The sequence below is a fragment of the Streptomyces sp. NPDC048604 genome (assembly GCF_043199435.1).
Lineage (GTDB): Bacteria > Actinomycetota > Actinomycetes > Streptomycetales > Streptomycetaceae > Streptomyces.
The window spans coordinates 120,682-141,099 of the sequence record NZ_JBICVX010000009.1 but is presented as its reverse complement, the minus strand read 5'-3'; the positions used below and the strand labels follow the sequence as shown (position 1 = coordinate 141,099).

At 73.4% G+C, this 20,418-nt stretch carries 21 protein-coding genes; 11 read left to right on the top strand and 10 right to left on the bottom strand.

The genetic code is table 11. The annotated features are described in order from the left end of the window. The first annotated feature begins 70 nt into the window (after positions 1–70). Positions 71–1,093 (top strand): phosphotransferase family protein, encoded by a 1,023-nt coding sequence (locus tag ACGFMM_RS20015; RefSeq protein WP_393647696.1) that lies wholly within the window; start codon positions 71–73, stop codon positions 1,091–1,093. 5 nt (positions 1,094–1,098) lie between these two features. Beyond that, a complete protein-coding gene (locus ACGFMM_RS20010; RefSeq protein WP_393647695.1) occupies positions 1,099–2,313 on the top strand; it encodes an acyl-CoA dehydrogenase family protein in 1,215 nt (404 codons plus the stop codon). 49 nt (positions 2,314–2,362) lie between these two features. Here ACGFMM_RS20010 and ACGFMM_RS20005 read toward each other — a convergent pair whose 3' ends face one another. The 3 genes from ACGFMM_RS20005 to ACGFMM_RS19995 are packed head-to-tail and all read right to left on the bottom strand — an operon-like array spanning position 2,363 to position 5,419. Continuing rightward, positions 2,363–2,956 (bottom strand): TetR/AcrR family transcriptional regulator, encoded by a 594-nt coding sequence (locus ACGFMM_RS20005; RefSeq protein ID WP_393647694.1) that lies wholly within the window; start codon positions 2,954–2,956, stop codon positions 2,363–2,365. A 43-nt stretch (positions 2,957–2,999) separates the two neighbouring features. Further along, positions 3,000–4,655: an AMP-binding protein gene (locus ACGFMM_RS20000; RefSeq protein ID WP_393647693.1), complete on the bottom strand. Its 1,656-nt coding sequence runs from the start codon at positions 4,653–4,655 to the stop codon at positions 3,000–3,002. Further along, positions 4,652–5,419 (bottom strand): SDR family oxidoreductase, encoded by a 768-nt coding sequence (locus tag ACGFMM_RS19995; RefSeq protein ID WP_393647692.1) that lies wholly within the window; start codon positions 5,417–5,419, stop codon positions 4,652–4,654. Before ACGFMM_RS19995 ends, ACGFMM_RS20000 begins: the two co-directional genes overlap by 4 nt. A gap of 192 nt (positions 5,420–5,611) precedes the next feature. Here ACGFMM_RS19995 and ACGFMM_RS19990 point away from each other — a divergent pair, with 192 nt between their 5' ends. The 4 genes from ACGFMM_RS19990 to ACGFMM_RS19975 all read left to right on the top strand — a co-directional run bounded on the left by ACGFMM_RS19990 (position 5,612) and on the right by ACGFMM_RS19975 (position 10,205). After that, a complete protein-coding gene (locus ACGFMM_RS19990) occupies positions 5,612–6,853 on the top strand; it encodes an exo-beta-N-acetylmuramidase NamZ domain-containing protein (RefSeq protein ID WP_393647691.1) in 1,242 nt (413 codons plus the stop codon). Between the two features lie 105 nt (positions 6,854–6,958). Further along, a complete protein-coding gene (locus ACGFMM_RS19985; protein WP_393647690.1) occupies positions 6,959–8,230 on the top strand; it encodes a serine-threonine protein kinase in 1,272 nt (423 codons plus the stop codon). A gap of 148 nt (positions 8,231–8,378) precedes the next feature. Continuing rightward, on the top strand, positions 8,379–8,945 hold the full coding sequence (locus ACGFMM_RS19980) for a hypothetical protein (RefSeq protein ID WP_393647689.1): 567 nt from the start codon (positions 8,379–8,381) through the stop codon (positions 8,943–8,945). 186 nt (positions 8,946–9,131) lie between these two features. Next, positions 9,132–10,205 carry an RNA ligase (ATP) gene (locus ACGFMM_RS19975; RefSeq protein WP_393647688.1) on the top strand — a complete coding sequence of 358 codons (1,074 nt, stop codon included), beginning with the start codon at positions 9,132–9,134 and terminating at the stop codon, positions 10,203–10,205. A 65-nt stretch (positions 10,206–10,270) separates the two neighbouring features. Here ACGFMM_RS19975 and soxR read toward each other — a convergent pair whose 3' ends face one another. Then, positions 10,271–10,747 (bottom strand): redox-sensitive transcriptional activator SoxR, encoded by a 477-nt coding sequence (gene soxR, locus ACGFMM_RS19970; RefSeq protein ID WP_393647687.1) that lies wholly within the window; start codon positions 10,745–10,747, stop codon positions 10,271–10,273. A gap of 111 nt (positions 10,748–10,858) precedes the next feature. Here soxR and ACGFMM_RS19965 point away from each other — a divergent pair, with 111 nt between their 5' ends. Further along, positions 10,859–11,320 (top strand): MaoC family dehydratase, encoded by a 462-nt coding sequence (locus ACGFMM_RS19965; RefSeq protein ID WP_393647686.1) that lies wholly within the window; start codon positions 10,859–10,861, stop codon positions 11,318–11,320. A gap of 33 nt (positions 11,321–11,353) precedes the next feature. On the opposite strand, the gene ACGFMM_RS19960 is transcribed toward ACGFMM_RS19965, so the two are convergent. The 3 genes from ACGFMM_RS19960 to ACGFMM_RS19950 form a co-directional block, all read right to left on the bottom strand. After that, the gene (locus ACGFMM_RS19960) at positions 11,354–11,980 is read right to left on the bottom strand and encodes a TetR/AcrR family transcriptional regulator (RefSeq protein WP_393647685.1); all 627 of its coding nucleotides are present in this window, start codon (positions 11,978–11,980) and stop codon (positions 11,354–11,356) included. A 58-nt stretch (positions 11,981–12,038) separates the two neighbouring features. After that, complete coding sequence (locus ACGFMM_RS19955) at positions 12,039–12,326, bottom strand: YiaA/YiaB family inner membrane protein (protein ID WP_393647684.1); 288 nt, start codon at positions 12,324–12,326, stop codon at positions 12,039–12,041. Positions 12,327–12,423: 97 nt separating this feature from the next. Further along, a complete protein-coding gene (locus ACGFMM_RS19950; protein ID WP_393647868.1) occupies positions 12,424–13,575 on the bottom strand; it encodes an acyl-CoA dehydrogenase family protein in 1,152 nt (383 codons plus the stop codon). 87 nt (positions 13,576–13,662) lie between these two features. On the opposite strand from ACGFMM_RS19950, the gene ACGFMM_RS19945 reads away from it, so the two are divergent. Genes ACGFMM_RS19945 through ACGFMM_RS19935 form a run of 3 tightly spaced genes read left to right on the top strand, consistent with a single transcriptional unit; the run spans position 13,663 to position 16,340 of the window. Next, positions 13,663–14,328 carry a TetR/AcrR family transcriptional regulator gene (locus ACGFMM_RS19945; RefSeq protein ID WP_393647683.1) on the top strand — a complete coding sequence of 222 codons (666 nt, stop codon included), beginning with the start codon at positions 13,663–13,665 and terminating at the stop codon, positions 14,326–14,328. Then, positions 14,307–15,626 (top strand): HEAT repeat domain-containing protein, encoded by a 1,320-nt coding sequence (locus ACGFMM_RS19940; RefSeq protein WP_393647682.1) that lies wholly within the window; start codon positions 14,307–14,309, stop codon positions 15,624–15,626. Before ACGFMM_RS19945 ends, ACGFMM_RS19940 begins: the two co-directional genes overlap by 22 nt. An 18-nt stretch (positions 15,627–15,644) precedes the next feature. Then, on the top strand, positions 15,645–16,340 hold the full coding sequence (locus ACGFMM_RS19935; RefSeq protein ID WP_393647681.1) for an ArsR/SmtB family transcription factor: 696 nt from the start codon (positions 15,645–15,647) through the stop codon (positions 16,338–16,340). Between the two features lie 7 nt (positions 16,341–16,347). Here ACGFMM_RS19935 and ACGFMM_RS19930 read toward each other — a convergent pair whose 3' ends face one another. Next, complete coding sequence (locus ACGFMM_RS19930; protein WP_393647680.1) at positions 16,348–16,950, bottom strand: TetR/AcrR family transcriptional regulator; 603 nt, start codon at positions 16,948–16,950, stop codon at positions 16,348–16,350. A gap of 105 nt (positions 16,951–17,055) precedes the next feature. Here ACGFMM_RS19930 and ACGFMM_RS19925 point away from each other — a divergent pair, with 105 nt between their 5' ends. Beyond that, positions 17,056–17,745, top strand: a complete 690-nt coding sequence (locus ACGFMM_RS19925) for a DsbA family protein (RefSeq protein WP_393647679.1) — start codon at positions 17,056–17,058, stop codon at positions 17,743–17,745. Positions 17,746–17,752: 7 nt separating this feature from the next. On the opposite strand, the gene ACGFMM_RS19920 is transcribed toward ACGFMM_RS19925, so the two are convergent. Both ACGFMM_RS19920 and ACGFMM_RS19915 read right to left on the bottom strand, forming a co-directional pair. Further along, positions 17,753–18,847: a zinc-binding dehydrogenase gene (locus tag ACGFMM_RS19920; RefSeq protein WP_393647678.1), complete on the bottom strand. Its 1,095-nt coding sequence runs from the start codon at positions 18,845–18,847 to the stop codon at positions 17,753–17,755. A 103-nt stretch (positions 18,848–18,950) separates the two neighbouring features. Then, complete coding sequence (locus ACGFMM_RS19915) at positions 18,951–20,342, bottom strand: aldehyde dehydrogenase family protein (RefSeq protein ID WP_393647677.1); 1,392 nt, start codon at positions 20,340–20,342, stop codon at positions 18,951–18,953. Between the last annotated feature and the right edge of the window lie 76 nt (positions 20,343–20,418).

Genomic DNA, 20,418 nt, shown 5'->3' with positions numbered 1-20,418 from the left:
TGGACGACATACCGACTGGTCGGTCATGATGGCGGGAGAACGGTCGCCATTCCCCCCGGAGGTACGCACCATGAGTTCCAGCCCCCCGCCCGGCCTCGACCCGGCGCAGCTGCGCGGCCACCTCGACCGCGAGCGGCCAGGGCTCGTGACCGGACCGCTGCGGGCCCGGCTGATCGAGGGCGGCCGCTCCAACCTGACGTACGTCGTCACGGACGGCAGCGGCCAGTGGGTGGTCCGCCGGCCGCCGCTCGGTCACGTGCTGGCCACCGCGCACGACATGAAGCGCGAGCACCGGGTGATCAGCGCGCTGCACCCGACCGCCGTGCCGGTGCCGCGGCCGCTGCTGTTCTGCGAGGACGAGTCGGTGCTCGGCGCACCGTTCTACGTCATGGAGTTCGCGCAGGGCACCCCGTACCGCTCGGCCGAGCAGCTCGCCGAGCTGGGCCCCGAGCGCACCCGCGCCGCGGTCCTCGCCCTCGTCGACACCCTGGTCGACCTGCACGCCGTCGACCCGGCCGAGGCGGGCCTCGCCGACTTCGGCCGCCCCGAGGGCTTCCTCGACCGGCAGCTGCGCCGCTGGGGCAAGCAGCTGGACGCCTCGCGCAACCGCGAGCTGCCCGGCATCGACGAGCTGCACGCGGCGCTCGGCCGCGCGCTGCCCGTCTCCCCGGCCCCGACGGTGGTGCACGGCGACTACCGCCTCGACAACGTGCTGATCGATTCGGACGACCGGATCACCGCGGTCCTGGACTGGGAGATGTCCACCCTCGGCGACCCGCTGACCGACCTCGGCCTGCTGGTGATGTACAGCGCGAAGCTGGAGCTGCCGGACTCCCCCGTCAGCACCACCGCCGCGGCCCCCGGCCACCCCGACCCCGCCGAACTGATCGCGCGGTACGCGGAGAAGTCGGGCCGCGACGTCTCCGCGCTGCCCTGGTACACGGCCTTCGCCTGGTTCAAGCTCGCCGTGATCCTCGAGGGCATCCACTACCGCTACACCCTCGGCCAGACGGTCGGCGCCGGCTTCGACCGCATCGGCGAACTCGTCCCGGTCTTCATCGAGCACGGCCTCACCACCCTCCAGGAAGGCTGACCCGCATGGACTTCGCATTCGACGCCCGCACCGAGGAGCTGCGGGCGAGGCTGCTCGCCTTCATGGACGAGCACGTCTACCCGGCCGAGCAGGTCGCGCACGAGCAGCGCGCCGCGCTCGCCTCGCCGTGGGACACCCCGCGGATCGTCGAGGACCTGAAGGCCGAGGCCCGCCGGCAGGGCCTGTGGAACCTGTTCCTGCCGGACGGCGAGTACGGGGCGGGGCTCACCAACCTGCAGTACGCGCCGCTCGCCGAGATCACCGGCCGCAGCCCCGAGCTGGCCCCGACCGCGCTGAACTGCGCGGCCCCGGACACCGGCAACATGGAGGTGCTCGCGCTCTTCGGCGACGAGGCGCAGCGCAAGCAGTGGCTGGAGCCGCTGCTCGCCGGGGAGATCCGGTCCGCCTTCGCGATGACCGAGCCGGACGTGGCCTCCTCGGACGCCACCAACATCGAGACCCGGATCGTCCGCGACGGCGACGACTACGTGATCAACGGCCGCAAGTGGTACATCTCCGGTGCGATGAACCCGGAGTGCCGGATCTTCATCGTGATGGGCAAGACGGACCCGGACGGCCCGGACATCCGCCGCCAGCAGTCGATGATCCTCGTGCCCCGGGACACCCCGGGCGTCGAGGTGCGGCGGGCGATGCAGGTGTACGGCTACGAGGACCACTCCCACGGCGGCCACGCCGAGGTGGTCTTCCACGACGTCCGGGTGCCGGCGGCGAACCTGATCGGCGACGAGGGCGGCGGCTTCGGCATCGCCCAGGCGCGGCTCGGCCCGGGCCGGATCCACCACTGCATGCGGCTGATCGGCATGGCCGAGCGGGCGGTGGAGCTGATGTGCCGCCGCGCGACCTCGCGTACCGCCTTCGGCGAGTCGCTGGCGCGGCAGGGCGTGGTGCAGAACTGGATCGCGGACGCGCGGGTGACGATCGAGCAGCTGCGGCTGCTGGTCCTGAAGACCGCCTGGCTGATGGACACCGTCGGCAACCGGGGCGCGCACACGGAGATCCAGGCCATCAAGATCGCCACACCGCGCGCGGTGGTCGGCATCATCGACAAGGCGGTCCAGCTGCACGGCGCGGGCGGGGTCTCCCAGGACTTCCCGCTGGCCCAGCTGTGGGCGGCCGCGCGGACGCTGCAGCTGGCGGACGGCCCCGACGAGGTGCACCAGCGCTCGCTGGCCCGTCAGGAGCTGAAGAAGTACCGCTGAGCCGGCTCTGATGCGGCGGCCGCGGGCGCGCGGCCGCCGCATCGGCGTTCTACGGACGCAGCGCGCGCAGCAGCAGGTCGGCCAGGTGGTCGGCGACCTGCTGCGGGGTGAGCGGGCCGTCCGGGCGGTACCAGGTGGACAGGTGGTGCACCGAGCCGAAGTGGTAGTCGACGACCAGGTCGGCGGGGGTGGCCGTGGAGAACTCGCCGCTCTGCTGGCCCTCCTCGATCAGCGCCCGGAACCGCTCGTGGTAGCGCCGGCGCTCGGCGCGCACCTGCTTGTACTTCTCCGGGCTCAGGTGGTGCATGGAGCGGAAGAAGATCGAGGCGTCGTCGAGGTTCTCGATGGTGGTGACCACCACGTCGGCCGCCGCGTCCCGCAGCCGCTCGCCGACCGGCGCGTCGGCGTCCGCGAAGGCGTCCAGGCGCTCCTGCTGGAGGCGCAGCACACGCGCGTAGACCTCCTGGAGGAGGTCCTCCTTGGAGCCGAAGTAGTGGTACAGCGCGCCCTTGGTGACGCCGGCCGCCTCGACGATCTCCTGGACGGACGTCCGGTCGTACCCCTGCTCGGCGAACAGCCGGGTGGCGGCGGCCAGCAGCCTCTGCGGGACGGGGGTGCCGCTCCCGTCCGTCGTCCTGGCCATGCGCCGCCGCCTTTCTCTCGTGTTCACACCGTGTGGTCGGGTTCTACCTGGGGGAACGGAGTTCCCTCCTGAGGATCTTCCCACTTGTGGTCTTGGGCAGCTCCGTCAGGATCTCGACCTCGCGAGGGTACTTGTACGCGGCCAGCCGCTCGGCGCAGAACGCCGTCAGCTCGGCGGGCTCGGCCGTCGTGCCCGGCCGCAGGCTGACGTACGCCTTCACGGTCTCGCCCCGGTAGGCGTCCGGGACGCCGACGACCGCGGCCTCGCGGACCGCCGGATGGGTGTAGAGCACGTCCTCGACCTCGCGCGGCCAGACCTTGAAGCCGGACGCGTTGATCATGTCCTTCTTGCGGTCGACGACGTAGAGCCAGCCGTCGGGGTCCATGAATCCGATGTCGCCGGTGCGCAGTTCGCCGTCCGGGAACGTCTGCGCGGTGGCCTCGGGCAGTCCCCAGTATCCGGGGACGACCTGCGGGCCGCGGACGGCTATCTCGCCGTGCGTGCCGAACGGGACCTCACGGCCCTCCTCGTCGAGGATCCGGACGACGGTGTCGGGCCCGGGCACGCCGACTGACAGGGTGCCGGAGGCCGGGTCGACCGGAGCCTGCTTCTCCGGCGGCACGGCGGCGCAGGGGGCGGTGCACTCGGTCAACCCGTAGCCGTTGCGCAGGTACGGGCCGAAGCCCGCCCGGAACCGCTCCACCAGGGCAGGCGGCACGGGCGCCCCGCCGGAGGCGACGACCAGGAAGGACGCGAAGTGCTCGCGGGTGACGCCGGGGTGGGCGGCCAGCGCCATGAAGGCGGTGGAGGGGCCGACGGTGAAGGCCGGGCGGTGCTCCACGAAGGCGTCGAGGACGACCCCGGGGTGGAAGCGGTAGGCGAGGGCGAGCGTGCCGGCGTTGGCGAAGCAGGCGGCGAGCTCGGCGACCATGCCGGTGATGTGGAAGAGCGGGGCGAGCGCGAAGTAGGTGGCCCCGGCGGGGACGGGGTGGCCGGTGCGCTGGCGTTCGGCGTTGTAGACGATGCCGCTGTGACGGTTCATCGCGCCCTTGGGGGTGCCGCTGGTGCCCGAGGTGTAGCTGATCAGGGCGAGGTCCTCGGTCCCGGGCGTGCGGCCCTCGGGGGCCGGGTGTCCGGCGCGGGCGACGGTGAGCAGGTCGTCGGCCTCGGCGACGGGCACGGCCAGGGGCTCGAAGGCGAGCACCCGCGGGTCGTCGCGGGTCTGCAGCTCGCGCTCGCAGGCGGTGAGCACGGTGCGGACCGGGGTTTGGGCGGCGACGTCCCGCAGATAGGCGTGCCAGGCGCGGTCGGAGCAGACGAGGGCGGCGGCTCCGGAGTCGTTCAGCGCGTGGGTGACCTCGGCGGACTTGTACATGGGGTTGAGCGGGACGACCGTCGCACCGGCCTTCCACGCGCCGAGCAGGGCGAGCACGAAGTGCGGGCTGTTCTGGAGCATGATCGCCACGCGGTCGCCGGGTCGCAGGCCGCGGGCGGCGAGACGACCGGCGACGGAGTCGGAGAGCGCCTCGGTCTCGCGGTAGCTGAGCCGGCCGTCGAAGTAGGCGAGGGCGGTGCGGTCCGGGTGGGCGGCCGCGGCGGCCCGGACGGCGTGCACGACGGTCGGCGGCGGGTCGATCGCCGCCCGCTGGGCGTCGCTGAGCTGGGCCAGCCAGGGTTTGGCCGCGTAGACCGAGGTCACCGCTCCGTCCCCTCCTCCCACTTCCGCTGGATGTGGTTCATGTTGCCGAGCCAGCGCTCGGGGTCGTCCGCACGGGCGCGGTAGAACGCGGCGACCTCGGGGTGCGGCAGGATCAGGAAGCGGTCGGCCCCGATGCCCTCGAAGAGCGCGTCGGCGACGTCCTCCGGTTCGATGGCGGTGGGGGCGAGCACCAGCTCGCCGGCCGAGCCGGCGGCGGTGAGCATGTCGGTGCGGACTCCCTGGGGGCAGATCGCGTGGACCTTGAGGCCGCGGTGCCGGTAGGTGAGCGAGAGCCATTCGGCGAAGGCGTACGCGCCGTGCTTGGAGACGCTGTACGGAGCCGCGCCGACCATGGTGAGCAGGCCGGCGGCGGAGACGGTGGAGACGAAGCGGCCGCTGCCGCGCTCCAGCCAGGCGGGCAGCAGGGCGCGGGCCGCGCGGACGTGCGCCATCACGTTGACGTCCCAGGCGGCGGCCCAGACGGCCTCGTCGGCGAAGGCGTCGCCGGGCGAGGCGAGTCCGGCGTTGGCGCACCAGACGTCGATGTGGCCGCCGAGGGCCTCGCGGGCCTCCTCGACGATCGCGGAGGCGTCGCCCGCGACGGCCGTGGCGCCGATCTCCTCCGCGACGTCCTTGGTCCGGCCGGGGTCGAGGTCGTTGACGACGACCCGGGCGCCCTCGGCGGCGAACCGGCGGGCGAGCGCGGCTCCGATCCCGCCGCCCGCACCCGTGACGACCACGGTCTGTCCCTGCACCGAACTCATCGAGACCCGCCTCTCCGCTGTGACTGTACGAGCAGACTAACCAGTCGGTATGCCCTCGTGGAAGGCCCGTGCACGGGCCGGCAGGGCAGCCGGGGGACCCGCCGGGCGGTGTGTGCACGCCTCGTTCCGCCCGGCCCCGGTCCGCGCTAGCGTGCGTGGCCATGTCAGGAAGGCGATCAAGGAGGTTTCCGTATGAGCCTGTCCAGACGGGGTCTGCTGGCCGGCGGCGCGCTGGGCGCGGTCGCGGTCGCCGGCGGGCCGGCGCGGGCGCAGGAGGAGCGGCACGGCCGGGTGCGCACCGGTTTCGAGCGGCTGGCCGCCGACGGTTTCGCGGCGCTGTCGGGACAGAAGGTCGGTGTGGTCACCAACCCGACCGGGATCACCGCCGACGCCCGGCACATCGTGGACGTGATGCACGCCGACGACCGGGTGGACCTGGTCGCGGTGTTCGGGCCGGAGCACGGCTTCCGGGGCACGGCGCAGGCCGGCGGCTCGGAGGGCCGGTACGACGACCCGGCGACCGGGCTGCCCGTGTACGACACGTATCTGAAGAGCGGTCAGCCGCTGGCGGACGTGTTCACCGCCTCGGGCGTCGACACCGTGGTCTTCGACATCCAGGACGCGGGCGCGCGCTTCTACACGTACATCTGGACCCTGTACGACTGCATGGTCGCAGCGGAGCTGGCGGGCAAGCGGTTCGTGGTGCTGGACCGGCCGAACCCGGTGACCGGCCGGGCGGCCCTCGGGCCGGTCCTGGACCGGGCGTTCGCGACCTTCGTGGGCCGGGAGCCGATCGCGCAGGCGCACGGCATGACGGTGGCGGAGCTGGCCCGGCTGTTCAACTCCGAGTTCCTGGCCCGGCCGGTGGCGCTGGAGACGGTCCGGATGACGGGCTGGCGGCGTTCGGAGTTCTTCGACGCGACCGGGCTGCCGTGGGTGCCGCCGAGCCCGAACATGCCGACGCCGGACACGGCGCTCGTGTACGGCGGCACCTGCCTCTTCGAAGGGACGAACCTCTCCGAGGGCCGGGGCACCACGCGGCCGTTCGAGCTGCTCGGCGCGGAGGGCGTCGATCGGCGCTGGGCCGAGGCGGCGAACGCGCTGGAGCTGCCCGGGGTGCGGTTCCGGGAGGCGTACTTCGCTCCGACTTTCTCCAAGTTCCAGGGGAAGACGGTCGGCGGGGTGCAGCTGATGGTGCACGACCGGGCCGCGTTCGACCCGGTGCGCACGGGCGTGGCGCTGCTGGTGACGGCGAAGCGGTCGTGGAGCGGGTTCGCCTGGCGGGCGGACAACTGGATCGACAAGCTGACCGGCTCGACCCGCGTACGGACCATGATCGACGCGGGCGCGGGGGCGGACGAGGTGGTCGCGGCCTGGCAGCCGGACCTGGCCGCGTTCCGCGCGGTGCGCGAGGAGTACCTGCTGTACAGGTGAGCGCTCGTGAGCCGCTGCGGGTGTGCCGCTGCGGCGGGTATGGCCGTCCCTCCCGTTCCGCAGGATGCTGACGGGGCAGCGATCCTCGACGCGGAGGGGCGGGCCATGGCCGGGATGAGTGCGGAGCCGTACCGGGAGGTCGTCTTCGACAAGGAGGGCGACGGGGCCGCGGGGCAGCGCGATGCGCTGCTGCGCATGGGCGTGACGGATCTGGTGCTGTTCGCGCACGGCTGGAACAGTTCCCGTTCCGTGGCCGCCCGGTTGTATTCGGCCTTCTTCGCCCCCTTCCCGGGGCTGGTGCGCGACGGCGCGCGGATCGGCTACGGGGGCGTGTTCTGGCCGTCCATGTGGTTCACCGACGAGCCCATCCCCGACTTCGAGTCCCTGGCGGTGCAACTGCCGGGCAAGGAGCGGACGGTGGGCCGACTCGCGGGGCTGCTGGCGGAACGGCCGGAGAGCGAGGCCGCGTTCGCGGAGTTCGGCTCGCTGCTGCGGGAGCTGACGGACGTGGACCGGGCGACGGCGGCTTCGGCGTCGGCGACGGCAGCGGCCGGCGGGCCGGACGAGGGTGTGCCGGAGTTCCTGACCGGAGACCCGGTGGAGACCTGCGCGCTGTTCACGGCGGTGCTGGACTCGCTGGACGGGGAGCAGGGATGGGAGCAGGGCGGGGAGCTCATCGGCGGCGCGGACGGGCAGGTACTCTTCGGCGGCGGGCTCCGCAAGCTCTGGAAGGGCGCGGAGGAGGCGCTGCGCCAGGCCGCGTACTACACGATGAAGCGCCGGGCGGGGACGGTCGGCGAGCGGGGCCTCGGCCCGCTCCTGGGCGAACTGGCCTGCTCCGCGCCCGCGTTGCGGATCCACCTGGTGGGCCACAGCATGGGCGCCCGGCTGGTGGCGTTCGCGCTGCGCGGGCTGCCCTCCGGGGCCCGGAACGTGAAGTCGGTGACGCTGCTCCAGGGGGCGTTCTCGCACTATGCGTTCGCTCCCAGCCTGCCGCACGACCGGGACGCCTCCGGGGCGCTGCGGGACATGCAGCGCCGGGTCGACGGCCCGCTGGTGGCCTGCCACTCGCGGCACGACACGGCGCTGGGCGTGATCTACCCGCTGGCCTCGCGGCTGGCCCGCGACGACTCCCGGGCGACCGGCCAGGACCGGCGGTGGTGGGCGGTCGGGTACGACGGCGTCCAGGCCGTGCCGGGCACCCGCTCGCTGAGCCTGGACGAGGCGCTGCGCTCCGGGGTCCCGGCCTCCGGCTGTGTGAACGTGGACGCCGCGTCGGTGGTCCGGCGGGGCGGTCCTCCGTCCGGCGCGCACAGTGACATCTGTCATCCGGAGCTGGCGCGGGTGGTGGCGTCGGCGGGCCGTTTCGGCCGCTGAGCTGCTGCGGAAGGGTGTGTTCCGGCGCGTTCCCACCCGTCTCTTCCGCGCCAATAATGGCCTCCATCGGAATTTCGATGGAACAGGAACGGCCCCTCGTTCGTCCCTCTCATGACGCCGAAGCACCAGCGACGGAGGTGGCGGAGCGATGGCCGGTTTCCGGAGTCTCGCCAGACAGGTACGTGACCCGGGGTGCGATCCCGCGCTGCGGAGGTACTCGCTGCGCAAGTGCCTGGAGCGGTTCGCGCCGTACGGGCACCGGGCGACCTGGGCCCATCTGTGCCGCAGGCACGGGTTCGGGCCCGAGGACCGGGAGCTCGATCCGGCGCGGCTGGTGGCCGCGCTCGACGAGCTGGAGGAGGCGCGGGCGGTCTGGCTCGCGTACGAGCAGGAGTTCGCCGAGCGGCGGCGGCGCGAGAAGCACGACGGGCTGCGCCGGCCGGCCTCGGTCGACGACTGGCACCGCCGCACCTGGGGCGGCAACGGGGTGGCGCGGTGCGACGATCCGGCGGTGCATCCGTCGGAGCCGCTGGCGGAGGTGCTGCGCCGGCTGATAGCCGCGCTGCGCGCCGCACCGGGCGCGCACTGCCCGGTCTGCGCGGGGACGCGGATCCAGCACCGTCCCGAGCCGGTCTGCGGGACGTGCGGGGTGACGCTGCCGGCGGCGGTCCTGGCGCCGCGGGCGGACCGGGCACGGCTGCTGACGGTGGGCTGACTTCGCCGCACGCCGGTCTCGACGGGGGCCGGGGGCCCGGGTTTTCGCGGGTCCCCCGGGACGGCGGCGCGCGACACCAGGGCGTCTCGCTCCCTAGCAGAGCGAAAAACCCGTGGCCCAGAGGTTTTCCGGATCGGCAGAGTGACGGTCGATGACACGGAGACCCGAGCTACCGGAGCCCTGAAGATGTCCACCCTGCGCGTGACCGCCGAAGTACTGACCGTCCATCCGCATCCCGACGCCGACGCGCTGGAGCTGGCCCAAGTCGGCCTCTACCGCGCCGTCGTGGCCAAGGGCGCCTACCGGACGGGTGACATCGCCCTGTACATCCCCGAGCAGGCCGTGCTCCCGGCGGAGCTGATCGAGGAGCTGGGGCTGACCGGGCGGCTCGCGGGGAAGGCGAAGGACCGCGTGAAGGCGGTGCGGCTGCGCGGCGAGCTGTCGCAGGGCATCGTCTGCCGGCCGCGGGCGCTCGCCGACGACGAGCTGGCGCGGGCGGCGGCCGACGGCGGGGACTTCGCGGAGCGCCTCGGGATCACCAAGTGGGCGCCGCCGATCCCGCCGACGATGGGCGGAGAGGTGGAGTCCGCGCCCGAGCTGCTGCCCTGGACCGACATCGAGAACATCCAGCGCTACCCGGACGTGTTCGAGCCCGGGGAGCCGGTGACGGTGACCGAGAAGCTGCACGGCACGGCCTGCCTGGTGACGTACGCCGCGGCGGACGGCCGGGTGCGGGTGTCGTCCAAGGGCTTCGGCGCGAAGGGCCTGGCCCTGAAGGAGGACCCGCGCAACCTGTACTGGCGTGCCGTCCACGGCCACGGCGTCCCCGCGGTCGCCGCCGCGCTGGCGGAGCGGCTCGGCGCGCGCCGGGTGGGGATCTTCGGCGAGGTGTACGGCGCGGGCGTGCAGGACCTCGCGTACGGCGCGAACGCCCGCGCCGAGGACGGACTCGGCTTCGCGGTCTTCGACGTGTCCGCCGAGCTCGACGGCGCGGTCGTCTGGCTGGACCCGGCCGAGGTGCTCCGGGACGGCGAACTGCCGCTCGTCCCACGGCTGTACAGCGGCCCGTACGACCTCGCGAAGGTGCTGGAGCTGACCAGCGGCCGGGAGACGGTCTCCGGCAAGGACCTGCACCTGCGCGAGGGCGTGGTCATCCGCTCCGCGACCGGCCGGTACAGCCCGGTGGTCGGCGGCCGGGCGATCGCCAAGTCCGTCAGCCCGGCGTATCTGACCCGCAAGGGCGGCACCGAGTACGAGTAGACCGGCCCGAGGACCGGCAGGGGACCCGCGCGGGGGGCGGGTCCCCTGTCCTGCGTCGGCGGCCTTCAGCCGCTCTGCGCGGCGGGTCGGCCCTCGGCCATCAGGCGGGAACCGGTCATCCGCTCGCCGATGACGTCGTCCGGGTTGGAGAGCACGCAGTTCTCCAGGGAGAGGCAGCCGCAGCCGATGCAGTCGGTGAGGTGGTCGCGGAGCCGGCCGAGCTGCTTGATCCGCTCGTCCAGCTCGGAGCGCCAGGCCTCGGAGAGCCGGGCCCAGTCCTCGCGGGTGGGGGTGCGTTCCTCGGGCAGTTCGGCGAGCGCCGCGCGGATGGTGGCGAGCGGGATGCCGACGCGCTGCGCGGCGCGGACGAAGGCGACCCGGCGCAGCGCGTCTCGGGTGTAGCGGCGCTGGTTGCCTGTGGTCCGGCGGCTGGAGATGAGCCCTTTGGACTCGTAGAAGTGGAGGGCGGACACCGCCGCCCCGCTGCGCGCGGACAGCTGGCCGACGGTGAGTTCGTGGATCTTCTCTGGAATCTGCGGCACTCCCCGAAGCCTACTGGTCCGCCCATTGACAGAAGCCCGCGCACCGAACATGCTAAGCAGTCGCTTAGACATATGCCGTGGAAGCGTGAGAGCGTCAGAGGGAGCAGGGACATGGCCGAGCCGAGGATCTTCACCTCCGCCGAGGAACTGACCGCCGCCGTGGGCGAGCAGCTCGGGTACAGCGCATGGCTGGAGATCGAGCAGAAGCGGTTCGACCTCTTCGCCGAGGCCACCGGGGACCACCAGTGGATCCACGTGGACCCGGAGCGCGCCGCGGCCGGACCGTTCGGCAGGACCATCGCGCACGGCTATCTCACGCTGTCGCTGCTGCCCACGCTGGTCCCGCAGATCATGCGGGTCGAGGGCATGAAGATGGGCCTCAACTACGGCACGAACAAGGTCAGGTTCCCCTCCCCCGTGCCGGTCGGCTCGCGGCTGCGCGCCTCCGCCGTGCTCACCGAGGTGACGGAGGCCGGCGGCGGCGTGCAGGTCACCGCGACGGTGACGGTCGAGCGCGAGGGCGGCGACAAGCCGGTCTGCGTCGCCGAGTCGGTGTCGCGGTACTACTTCTGAGCCCGGGCGCCACTGCCGCTCCGGGCGGGGGCGCTACTGCCGCGCGCCCACCATGCGCAGCACGAGGTCGGCGTAGAGCGCGCCGACCTCGTCGGGCGTGCGGCGGCCCTGCGTCTTGAACCAGCGCGAGACGTCGATGCACAGCGAGAGCACGGCGACCGTGGTGCCGGCCACGTCGGGCACGTCGAACTCGCCCGCCGCGACGCCCTCCTCGATGATCCGCCGGACCGCCGCGTCGCTCCTGCGCCGCAGGTCCACGATCTCGGTGCGGTGCTCGGGGCCGAGCGCGTCCAGCTCGTACTGGACGACGTGCGCGGTGGTGTGCCGCTCGGCGTGCCAGCGGACGAAGGAGCGGACCGCGTCGGCGAGCCGCTCGGCGGCCGTCCCTGGTCCGGCGGCCGCCTCCTCCAGGATCTCCAGGGCCCGGTCGTGACCGATCCGGCTGATCCGGTGGAGCAGCTCTTCCTTGGTCTTGTAGTGGATGTAGAGCGCCGCCGGGCTCATGCCGGCCCGGCCGGCGATGTCGCGTGTGGTGGTGGCGTGGTAGCCGCGCTCGGCGAACGCCTCGACGGCCGCCACCAGCAGCTTGCGCGCCGCCTCGGGGGTGACCTCACCCCACGGCTTGTCCTCGTCGAGGACCGTCTCCTCCGCCGCGGTCATGGTTCGCCCTTTCTCCCGCCGTCAGGACGAACACTGTACAACGAAGCTGAGCAAGCGCTTAGAGCTTCGTGAAGGGGTCGTGGTCGGCGAGCAGCTTCTCCAGGCGCGCCTGGTCGACCCGGCTGACGATCTGCCCGGCCTCCTGGCGGTCTCGGACCACCTTGGCGAGGGTGAACGCCGAGGTGGTGAGGTACAGGACCGCGATGCCGAGGAAGGCCCGCACCCAGACGTCCGCGTCCAGGTTGAGGATGCCCAGACCCACGGCGCCCAGGGCGATCCCGAAGGAGATCACGGCCTGCATGTAGTAGGCGGCGGTGTTCTGCTGCTTGATGGGTGTGTCGCTCATGCCGCACAGGATCGGGCGGATGTGCCCCGCGCCACATCCGCCCGCGTACTCAGGCGGGTACTCATTCGGAACGCGCGCCGCCCGCAGGCCGCGCCGCTCAGAACGCGGAGACGCCCGTGAGCGCCCGCCCGATGATCAGCTTCTGGATCTGGCTGGTGCCCTCGTACAGCGTCATCACCCGCGCGTCCCGCAGCAGCTTGCCGACCGGGTACTCGTCGATGTAGCCGTAGCCGCCGAAGACCTGGAGCGCGTTGCTCGCGCAGCGCACGGCGGCCTCGGAGGCGTACAGCTTGGCCTTGGACGCGGCGGTGGCGAAGTCCTGACCGCGGTCGACCAGGTCGGCGACCCGCCAGGTCAGCAGCCGGGCCGCGTCCACGTCGACGGCGATGTCGCTGATGAGCTCCTGCACCAGCTGGTACGAGGCGATGGGCTTGCCGAACTGCTCCCGCTCCCCCGCGTACCGCACCGCCGCGTCGAGCGCGGCCTGCGCGATGCCGACGCAGCCCGCGGCCACCGACATCCGGCCCTTGGCCAGGGCCGACATGGCGACGGCGAAGCCCTTCCCCTCGGGCCCGAGCAGTGCGGAGGCGGGCACCCGCACGCCCTGGAGGACCAGCTCGGCGGTGGCCTGGCCGCGCAGGCCGAGCTTGCCGTGGACGGGACGGCGGGTGAGACCGGGGGTGTCGGCCGGGACGAGGAAGGCGGAGACGCCCTTGTGGCCCGGGGCGTCGTTCGTGCGGGCGAAGAGCAGGACGACGTCGGCCCAGGTGCCGTTGGTGATGAACATCTTCGCGCCGTCGATCACGTACGCGTCGCCGTCGCGGACCGCGCGGGTGGCGAGGTTGCCGGCGTCCGAGCCGGTGCCGGGCTCGGTCAGACCGAAGCAGCCGAGGGCCTCGCCGGAGGCGAGCCGGGGCAGCCAGGTCCGCTTCTGCTCCTCGTCCCCCCAGGCGGCGACGGTCTTGGCGACCAGGCCGAGCGAGACGGAGACGATGCCGCGGACGGACGAGTCGCCGCGCCCCAGCTCCTCGGTGACCAGGCAGTACGCGAGGTGGTCGCCGCCGGAGCCGCCGTACTCCTCGGGGATCGTCAGGCCGAGGAAGCCGACGTCGCCGAGCTTCTTCACGATCCCCCGGTCGACCTCCTCGGCCCGGTCCCAGGCCGTCGCGTACGGGGCGACCTCGCGCGCGACGAAGTCCGCGGCGAGCCGCCGTACGGCCTCCTGCTCCTCGCTGAGCTCCAGGTTCATGCGCCACCCCAACTCGGTCACCGGGGGCCGACCCCGGGGATTTAATTACCACTGCTAGTTTTATGCGTCCCGCCTACTATGTGCGCCATGGCCCGACCGCGCAAGCCCCTCCTGAGCAGAGACCTGATCGTCGAGAAGGCGGCGGCGCTCGTGGACGCCGAGGGCCTCGCGGCCCTCTCCACCCGGCGGCTCGCGGCGGAACTGGGCGTCAGCGGGCCGTCCCTCTACAACCACTTCCGCACCAAGGACGAGATCCTGGACGCGGTCGCCGACGCGGTCAGCGGACAGATCGACTTGTCGATGTTCGACGAGACGGACGCCCGGGACTGGCGCACCGCCCTGCACGACTGGGCGCTGTCCTACCGGTCCGCCCTCGCCGACCACCCGCATGTGGCGCCCCTCCTCGCCCAGGGCCCGGGCCGCCGCCCCGCCGGCCTGCGCGTCGCCGACGCGGTCTTCGGAGCGATGGTCCGGTCCGGCTGGCCCCCCGCCCAGGCCACCAGCATCGGCGCGCTGATGCGGTACTTCATCACCGGCTCGGCGCTCGGCTCGTTCGCCCGCGGCTTCGTCGACGACGCGTCCGCGTACGACCCGGCCGACTACCCTCACCTGGGGCAGGCCCATCTCCTGGCGGAGCGTCAGGAGGCGGTCGACGAGCGGGCGTTCGAGACGGGCCTGAGAGCGCTGCTCGACGGGCTGGCGCTGCAGTACGAGACGGGGGTACGGGGGCAATGGGCGGCGCGGAACTCATAGCGGCGGTACGGGACGGGGACGCGGAGGCGATCCGTCGGCTGACGGACGCGGGCGCGGACCCGGACACGGCGGCGGAGGACGGACTCCCGTTGCTCTGCGCGGCGATCGCGGCCTACGACGCGGAGGCCGCCGAGGCGTTGGTCGAGGGCGGCGCGAACCCGGACCGGCCGCTGCCCGACGGGACGACGCCGCTGCTGCGGGCGATCGAGGCCGGGTCGCCGGCGGTGTTCGGGTCGGCCCTCGGCCGTGATCCCGGCGTGCGGCTCCGCGGGCCGCAGGGCGAACGAGCCCTGGCGACCGCGCGGAACTGGTACGAGAGGAGCCGGTCGGCGCCCGGCGAGCGGATCCGGATCTCGGACGGGGAGTACCGGGACGTCGACGAACTCACGCTGGACGGACGGACCGTACGCGCAGGCCACGGCGCGATCCTGACCGAACTGGAGTGGGCGCTGCGCATCCTGACTCCGGTGGACGAGCTGGCGGCACGGGCCGTGGTGCACCCGGACCCGTCGCACACGGACTGGTGGGCGGCGCTCTACGTGCTCATCCAGCGGCCCAGTCAGCAGACCTGGTCCGCCGTCGCGGCACTGCGGCACCACCCCGACCCCGCGCACCGGCGGTTCGCCGCGGACGTCCTGCGGAGCCTGACGCTGTTCCGGGGCAGCAGCATGCACACGTACGAGAAGGAGACGAGCGAACTCTTCGCGGTCTGGGCCACGGAGGAGACCGACGGTCGGGTCCTCGCCGAGGTGCTCGAGGCGTGGGCGGGCGAGTACGACCACCCGGACATGGTGACCGTCGGGCTGGCGTACACGGAACACCCGCATCCGAGCGTACGCGGCGCGGTCACCTCGTGTCTGTACACGAAGCCCCTCGACCCACGGGCCCGGGCCGCGCTCCTGGCCCTGGCCGGAGACGTCGACGTCGAGGTGCGCGCCGGTGCGTGCCGCACCCTCGGAGAGAACCACGACGGCTCGCCCGAGGTCCGGGAGGCGCTGCTCGCACTGGCCCGTGACGCCGACGCGGGCGTGCGGGCGGTCACCGCGGACGTGCTGTCCGAATGCGACGACCGCGATCCGGCCGTGGCGGACGCCCTGTTCGCGCTGCTCGACGAGGAGAACCAGCTCGTGCGGGTGATCGCCGCGTACGGCCTGTCCCGGCACGACGATCCGCGCACTCCCGGGGCGATCGAGCGCGTCGGACCGCTCGAAGCGGGACTCGAGCACGATCACCGCTGGTCGCGGCTGTGGCAGTGGAACTGGAACCGCCGGAACAGTTCGGCCGCCACCGAAGAGTGACTGCGGCATCCTGGGGCCATGGCCTCCCGTGAGTTCGCCGCCCTCGCCTCCCTGTTCGCCGACGACACGCGCGCCGCGTTCTGTCTCGCGCTGCTCGACGGGCGGGCCTGGACCGCCGGGGAGCTGGCGCGGCACGCGGGGGTCGCGGCGTCGACGGCCAGCGAGCACCTGGACCGGCTGGTCGCCGGCGGGGTGCTGGCGGAGGAACGGCAGGGGCGGCACCGGTACGTACGGCTGGCCGGGCCGGGGGTCGCGCAGCTCGTCGAGGACCTGGCAGCGGCCGCGGCGCCCGCCGCCGGAGAGCCTCGGCGGTCACTGCGGGCCGTAAACACTGGGCGGGCGCTGGCGCGGGGGCGGACCTGCTACGACCACCTCGCCGGCCGGCTCGGCATCGCGATCACGGACGCACTGACGGAACGCGGACTGCTGCGCCAGGACACCGGGTTCGCGCTCACGGACCGGGGCGTGGCCTGGTTCGGCGAGCTCGGGATCGTGCTGCCCGCGCGGGGGCGGCGGCCGATGGCCCGCGGCTGTCTCGACTGGACCGAGCGCCGGCCGCACCTCGCCGGGTCCGCGGGCGCGGCGCTCTGCGCGCACGCGCTGGACGCGGGCTGGTGCGTGCGGATCGGCGCCGAGCGGGCGGTGAAGGTCACCGCGGACGGCGAGCGGGCGCTGTACGAGACGCTGGGCATCGGCCCGGCGGTACTGCGCTGACGCGGCGTCACCCCGCCGTCAGGCTCCGGGCGAGCCGGGTGAGGGAGTCCGCGATCCGCTCGTGCGTGAGCCCGCGCTCGAAGCGCTGGAAGCGGTAGAGCTCGGGGGCGAGCGGCGCGAGGACGACGTCGATCAGCGCGTCCGGGTCGGGCGCACCGGCGTCGACCAGCAGCGTCCGGACGTGCACCCGCCAGAATCCGTACGCACCGGTCTCGAACCGGGCCTGCCCGGTCTCCGCTCCCAGCGCCAGCGGCAGGTGATGCCGCAGCAGGTCGAGCATCGCGAGGTAGAAGGCGGCGAGCCGTTCGGCGGGCGGCGCGCCCGGCCCCAACGGGGGTGGCCCGTACACGAGTTGCTGCTGGATCCGGCGGTCGTGCTCGTCGAGGAGGGCGACCGCGATGGACGGCGGGTCGGGGAAGCTGCGGTACAGCGTGGCCCGTCCGACGCCGGCCGCCTTCGCGACGGCGTCCATGGTGACCGTGCCGGGATCGCGTTCCGCGAAGAGGCGTTCGGCGGCGGCCAGGATCTGCTCACGGTTGCGCACCGCGTCCGCGCGCCGGCGCGGTGCGGCGGCCGCCCCGCTCCGGCCGGACTGCTCTTCCTCGCTCATGGCCCGAAGCTTACGTGCCCGCCGGGATCAAGTGGACACCTTGTCCGCTTGGCTCGAGCATGGCAGTCTAAGTGGACACAGCGTCCACTTTCACGGGAGTACTCCATGCCCCTGACCGTCTCGGCTCCGCCCGCCGGAGTCGTCGTCGTCCACTCCGACATCTGGTGCTCGTTCGCGCACATCGCCGTGCACCGGCTGCACGCCACGCGCGCCCGGCTCGGCCTCGAGGACCGGGTCCGCTTCGATCTGCGCGCCTTCCCCCTGGAACTGCTGAACGACGCCCCGAGCCCGCGCCCCGGAACGGACAGCGAGGTGGCCCGGATGGCGAGCCTGGAGCCCGGTGCGGGCTGGCAGCTGTGGCAGGCCAAGGACTGGCTCTACCCGTCCACCACGCTGCCCGCCCTGGAAGCCGTGCTGGCCGCCAAGGACCAGGGCCTGCACGCCTCGGAGCAGCTCGATCTGGGCCTGCGCCGCGCGTTCTGGGCCGAGTCCCGGTGCATCAGCAACCGGAAGGTGATCCTCGACGTGGCCGCCGCGACCGGCGCGGTCGACGTCACGGCGCTCGCCGAGGCGCTGGACGACGGCCGGGCGCGCGCGGAACTGTCGTCCCACGCCGCGCTGTCCGCCACCGACGCGATCACCTGTAGCCCGCACCTGTTCCTGCCGGACGGCACGGACCACGCCAACCCGGGCATCGACGTGGGCTGGGAGGGGGCGTACGGGGTCGGCTGGCCGGTGATCAAGAGCGACGATCCGACCGTGTACGAGGACCTCCTGCTGCGGGCGGCGGTCTGATCCCTGCTCAGGCCCCCTGGCGCGGGAAGACGACCAGGGCCCGGCCGCCCTTGCCGGCGAGCATGTTGTCGAACGCGCCCGGGATGCCGTCCAGGGTGATCCGCTCGGTGACCAGCGCGCCCGGGTCGAGGCGGCCGGCCCGGATGTGCTCGGCGAGGACCGGCAGGTCGCGCGCCGGATCGGAGTTGCCGTACACGCAGCCGGAGAGGGTGCGCCCCCAGTGGAACAGCTCCAGCGCGTGGAAGGTGACCTGCTGGTCCTTGCCGCCGATGCCGACGACCGTGGTGCGCCCGCCGCGCCGCGTGGAGTCCCATGCGGTACGGATGGTGGCGGCGCGGCCGACGCACTCGACGGCGACGTCCGCGCCCCGCCCGCCGGTCAGCCGCCGCACGTCCTTGGCGGTGGCGTCGGAGGCGAGCACGAACTCGGTCGCCCCGGCCGCCCGCGCCAGGGCCTCCTTCTCCGGCGAGACGTCGACCGCGACGATCGGGCCCGCACCGGCGATCCGGGCGGCCTGCAGGGTGGCGAGCCCGACGCCGCCGACGCCGTAGACCACGACCGACTCGCCCTCCCGCACCCGGGCGGAGTGGTGCACCGCGCCCCAGCCGGTGAGCACCGCGCAGCCCAGCAGGGCGGCGTCCTCCAGGGACACGCCGTCCGGGGCCGGGAGCACGCAGTTCGCGGCGACCACGGTCTCCTCGGCGAAGGCGGCGACGTTCAGGCCGGGGTGCAGCTCGGTGCCGTCCTCGGTGACCGCGTACACCCGGCCCGCGCCGGTCAGCGCGTCGGAGCAGAGCCACACCTCGCCGATCGAGCAGTGGTGGCAGACCCCGCAGGACGGCGCCCAGTTGAGGACCACGGCGTCGCCGGGTGCGACGTGCGTGACGGCCTCGCCTACCGAGACGACCGTGCCGGCGCCCTCGTGGCCGAGGACCGCGGGGACCGGCACCCGCATCGTGCCGTTGGTCAGGGACAGGTCGGAGTGGCAGACCCCGGCCGCGGCCAGGCGCACCCGCACCTGACCGGGCCCGGGCTCGGGCAGTTCGACGCCGGTGATCTCCAGCGGGGAACCGACGGCGGGCAGGACGGCGGCGCGGACCACGGGCGTACTCCTCAAGCTAGGCGACGGAGAGTCGGGGCGGGCAGAGCTGGCGAGAACCGGACAGAACCGGAATGACTCGCCCTGCTCAGAACTCGCTCTGGGCTCAGAACTGGAGCGACTTGGTCTGCAGGTACTCGGCGAGCCCGTGCGCGCCGAGCTCCCGGCCCACGCCGGACTGCTTGTAACCGCCGAAGGGCGCGAGCGGGTTGAAGCGGCCGCCGTTGATGTCGACCTGGCCGGTGTCCATGCGGCGGGCGAAGGCGACGGCCTCCTCCTGCTCGCCCCACACCGCGCCGCCGAGGCCGTACACCGTGCCGTTGGCGAGGGCCAGGGCGTCTGCCTCGTCCTCGTACCGCAGGATCGAGACCACCGGGCCGAAGATCTCCTCCTGGGCGATGGTCATGTCGGGGGTGACGTCGGCGAAGACGGTCGGGGCCACGTAGTAGCCGGTCTCCAGCGGGGCCTCGGCGCCGCCGGCGACGAGCCGCGCGCCCTCCTCGACGCCCCGGGTGATGTAACCGCGCACCCGCTCCCGCTGCTTTGCACTGACGAGGGGCCCGAGGCGTTCGCCGGGCACGTACTTGGCGGCCGCCTCGGCGGCCAGGGCCACGGCCTCCTCGTACCGTTGGGCCGGGACCAGCATCCGGGTCCAGGCGCTGCACGTCTGGCCGGAGTTGGTCATGACGTTGGCGATGCCGACGGAGACCGCCTTCGCCAGGTCGGCGCTCGGCAGGATCACGTTGGCGGACTTGCCGCCGAGTTCGAGGGCGACCCGCTTGACCGCGCCGCCCGCCACCGCGCCGATCCGCCGGCCGACGGCGGTCGAGCCGGTGAACGAGACCATGTCGACGTCGGCATGCTCGGCCAGCGCCTGGCCGGCGACCGGGCCGAGGCCGGTGACCAGGTTGAAGACGCCGGCCGGGAGCCCGGCGGCGTCGACGATCTCGGCGAACAGCTGGGCGGTCAGCGGGGTGTCCTCGGCCGGCTTGACGACGATCGTGCAGCCGGCCGCGAGGGCGGGGGCCACCTTGGCGACGATCTGGTGCAGCGGGTAGTTCCAGGGCGTGATCGCGCCGACCACGCCGACCGGCTCGGCGTACACCACCGAGTTGCCGACCTTCTCCTCGAAGGGGTGCGCCGCCGCCAGTTCGGCGTACGAGCCGGCCACCGCGATCGGCAGCCGCGTGTGCACCAGGTCCGCAAGCTTCGCAGGGGCGCCGAGCTCGGCGGTGACCGTGGCGGCGATCTCCTCGGCCCGCTCCCGCAGCCCGTCGCGGATCGCGCCGATGTGGCGGGCACGCTCGGCGGGCGGGGTGGCGGCCCAGCCGGGGAGCGCGGCGCGGGCGGCCCGCACGGCGGCGTCGACGTCCTCGGCGCCGCCGGCCGGGACGTGCCCGACGACCTGCTCGTCGGCCGGGTTCAGCACGGCGAGGGTCTCGGCCGAGGCGGCGGGGCGCCAGGCTCCGTCGATGTACAGGGCGTCGTGGGCCTTCATCCGCTGCTCTCCTTCGTCGCGTGCCGGCGTGCGCTGCCGTGTGCCGTCCGCCCGCCGTCGTGGGCCGCCGCGTCCG

What these genes read in the sequence shown, in the direction of transcription:
- ACGFMM_RS19965 (WP_393647686.1), top strand. Translation starts at nt 10,859, where the DNA reads ATGGCCGAGCCGAGGATCTTCACCTCCGCCGAGGAACTGACCGCCGCC.
- ACGFMM_RS19960 (WP_393647685.1), bottom strand. Translation starts at nt 11,980, where the DNA reads ATGACCGCGGCGGAGGAGACGGTCCTCGACGAGGACAAGCCGTGGGGT.
- ACGFMM_RS19975 (WP_393647688.1), top strand. Translation starts at nt 9,132, where the DNA reads ATGTCCACCCTGCGCGTGACCGCCGAAGTACTGACCGTCCATCCGCAT.
- ACGFMM_RS19940 (WP_393647682.1), top strand. Translation starts at nt 14,307, where the DNA reads ATGGGCGGCGCGGAACTCATAGCGGCGGTACGGGACGGGGACGCGGAG.
- ACGFMM_RS20010 (WP_393647695.1), top strand. Translation starts at nt 1,099, where the DNA reads ATGGACTTCGCATTCGACGCCCGCACCGAGGAGCTGCGGGCGAGGCTG.
- ACGFMM_RS19985 (WP_393647690.1), top strand. Translation starts at nt 6,959, where the DNA reads ATGGCCGGGATGAGTGCGGAGCCGTACCGGGAGGTCGTCTTCGACAAG.
- ACGFMM_RS19990 (WP_393647691.1), top strand. Translation starts at nt 5,612, where the DNA reads ATGAGCCTGTCCAGACGGGGTCTGCTGGCCGGCGGCGCGCTGGGCGCG.
- ACGFMM_RS19950 (WP_393647868.1), bottom strand. Translation starts at nt 13,575, where the DNA reads ATGAACCTGGAGCTCAGCGAGGAGCAGGAGGCCGTACGGCGGCTCGCC.
- ACGFMM_RS20015 (WP_393647696.1), top strand. Translation starts at nt 71, where the DNA reads ATGAGTTCCAGCCCCCCGCCCGGCCTCGACCCGGCGCAGCTGCGCGGC.
- ACGFMM_RS19915 (WP_393647677.1), bottom strand. Translation starts at nt 20,342, where the DNA reads ATGAAGGCCCACGACGCCCTGTACATCGACGGAGCCTGGCGCCCCGCC.
- ACGFMM_RS19925 (WP_393647679.1), top strand. Translation starts at nt 17,056, where the DNA reads ATGCCCCTGACCGTCTCGGCTCCGCCCGCCGGAGTCGTCGTCGTCCAC.
- ACGFMM_RS19945 (WP_393647683.1), top strand. Translation starts at nt 13,663, where the DNA reads ATGGCCCGACCGCGCAAGCCCCTCCTGAGCAGAGACCTGATCGTCGAG.
- ACGFMM_RS20005 (WP_393647694.1), bottom strand. Translation starts at nt 2,956, where the DNA reads ATGGCCAGGACGACGGACGGGAGCGGCACCCCCGTCCCGCAGAGGCTG.
- ACGFMM_RS19930 (WP_393647680.1), bottom strand. Translation starts at nt 16,950, where the DNA reads ATGAGCGAGGAAGAGCAGTCCGGCCGGAGCGGGGCGGCCGCCGCACCG.
- ACGFMM_RS19980 (WP_393647689.1), top strand. Translation starts at nt 8,379, where the DNA reads ATGGCCGGTTTCCGGAGTCTCGCCAGACAGGTACGTGACCCGGGGTGC.
- ACGFMM_RS19935 (WP_393647681.1), top strand. Translation starts at nt 15,645, where the DNA reads ATGGCCTCCCGTGAGTTCGCCGCCCTCGCCTCCCTGTTCGCCGACGAC.
- ACGFMM_RS19955 (WP_393647684.1), bottom strand. Translation starts at nt 12,326, where the DNA reads ATGAGCGACACACCCATCAAGCAGCAGAACACCGCCGCCTACTACATG.
- ACGFMM_RS19995 (WP_393647692.1), bottom strand. Translation starts at nt 5,419, where the DNA reads ATGAGTTCGGTGCAGGGACAGACCGTGGTCGTCACGGGTGCGGGCGGC.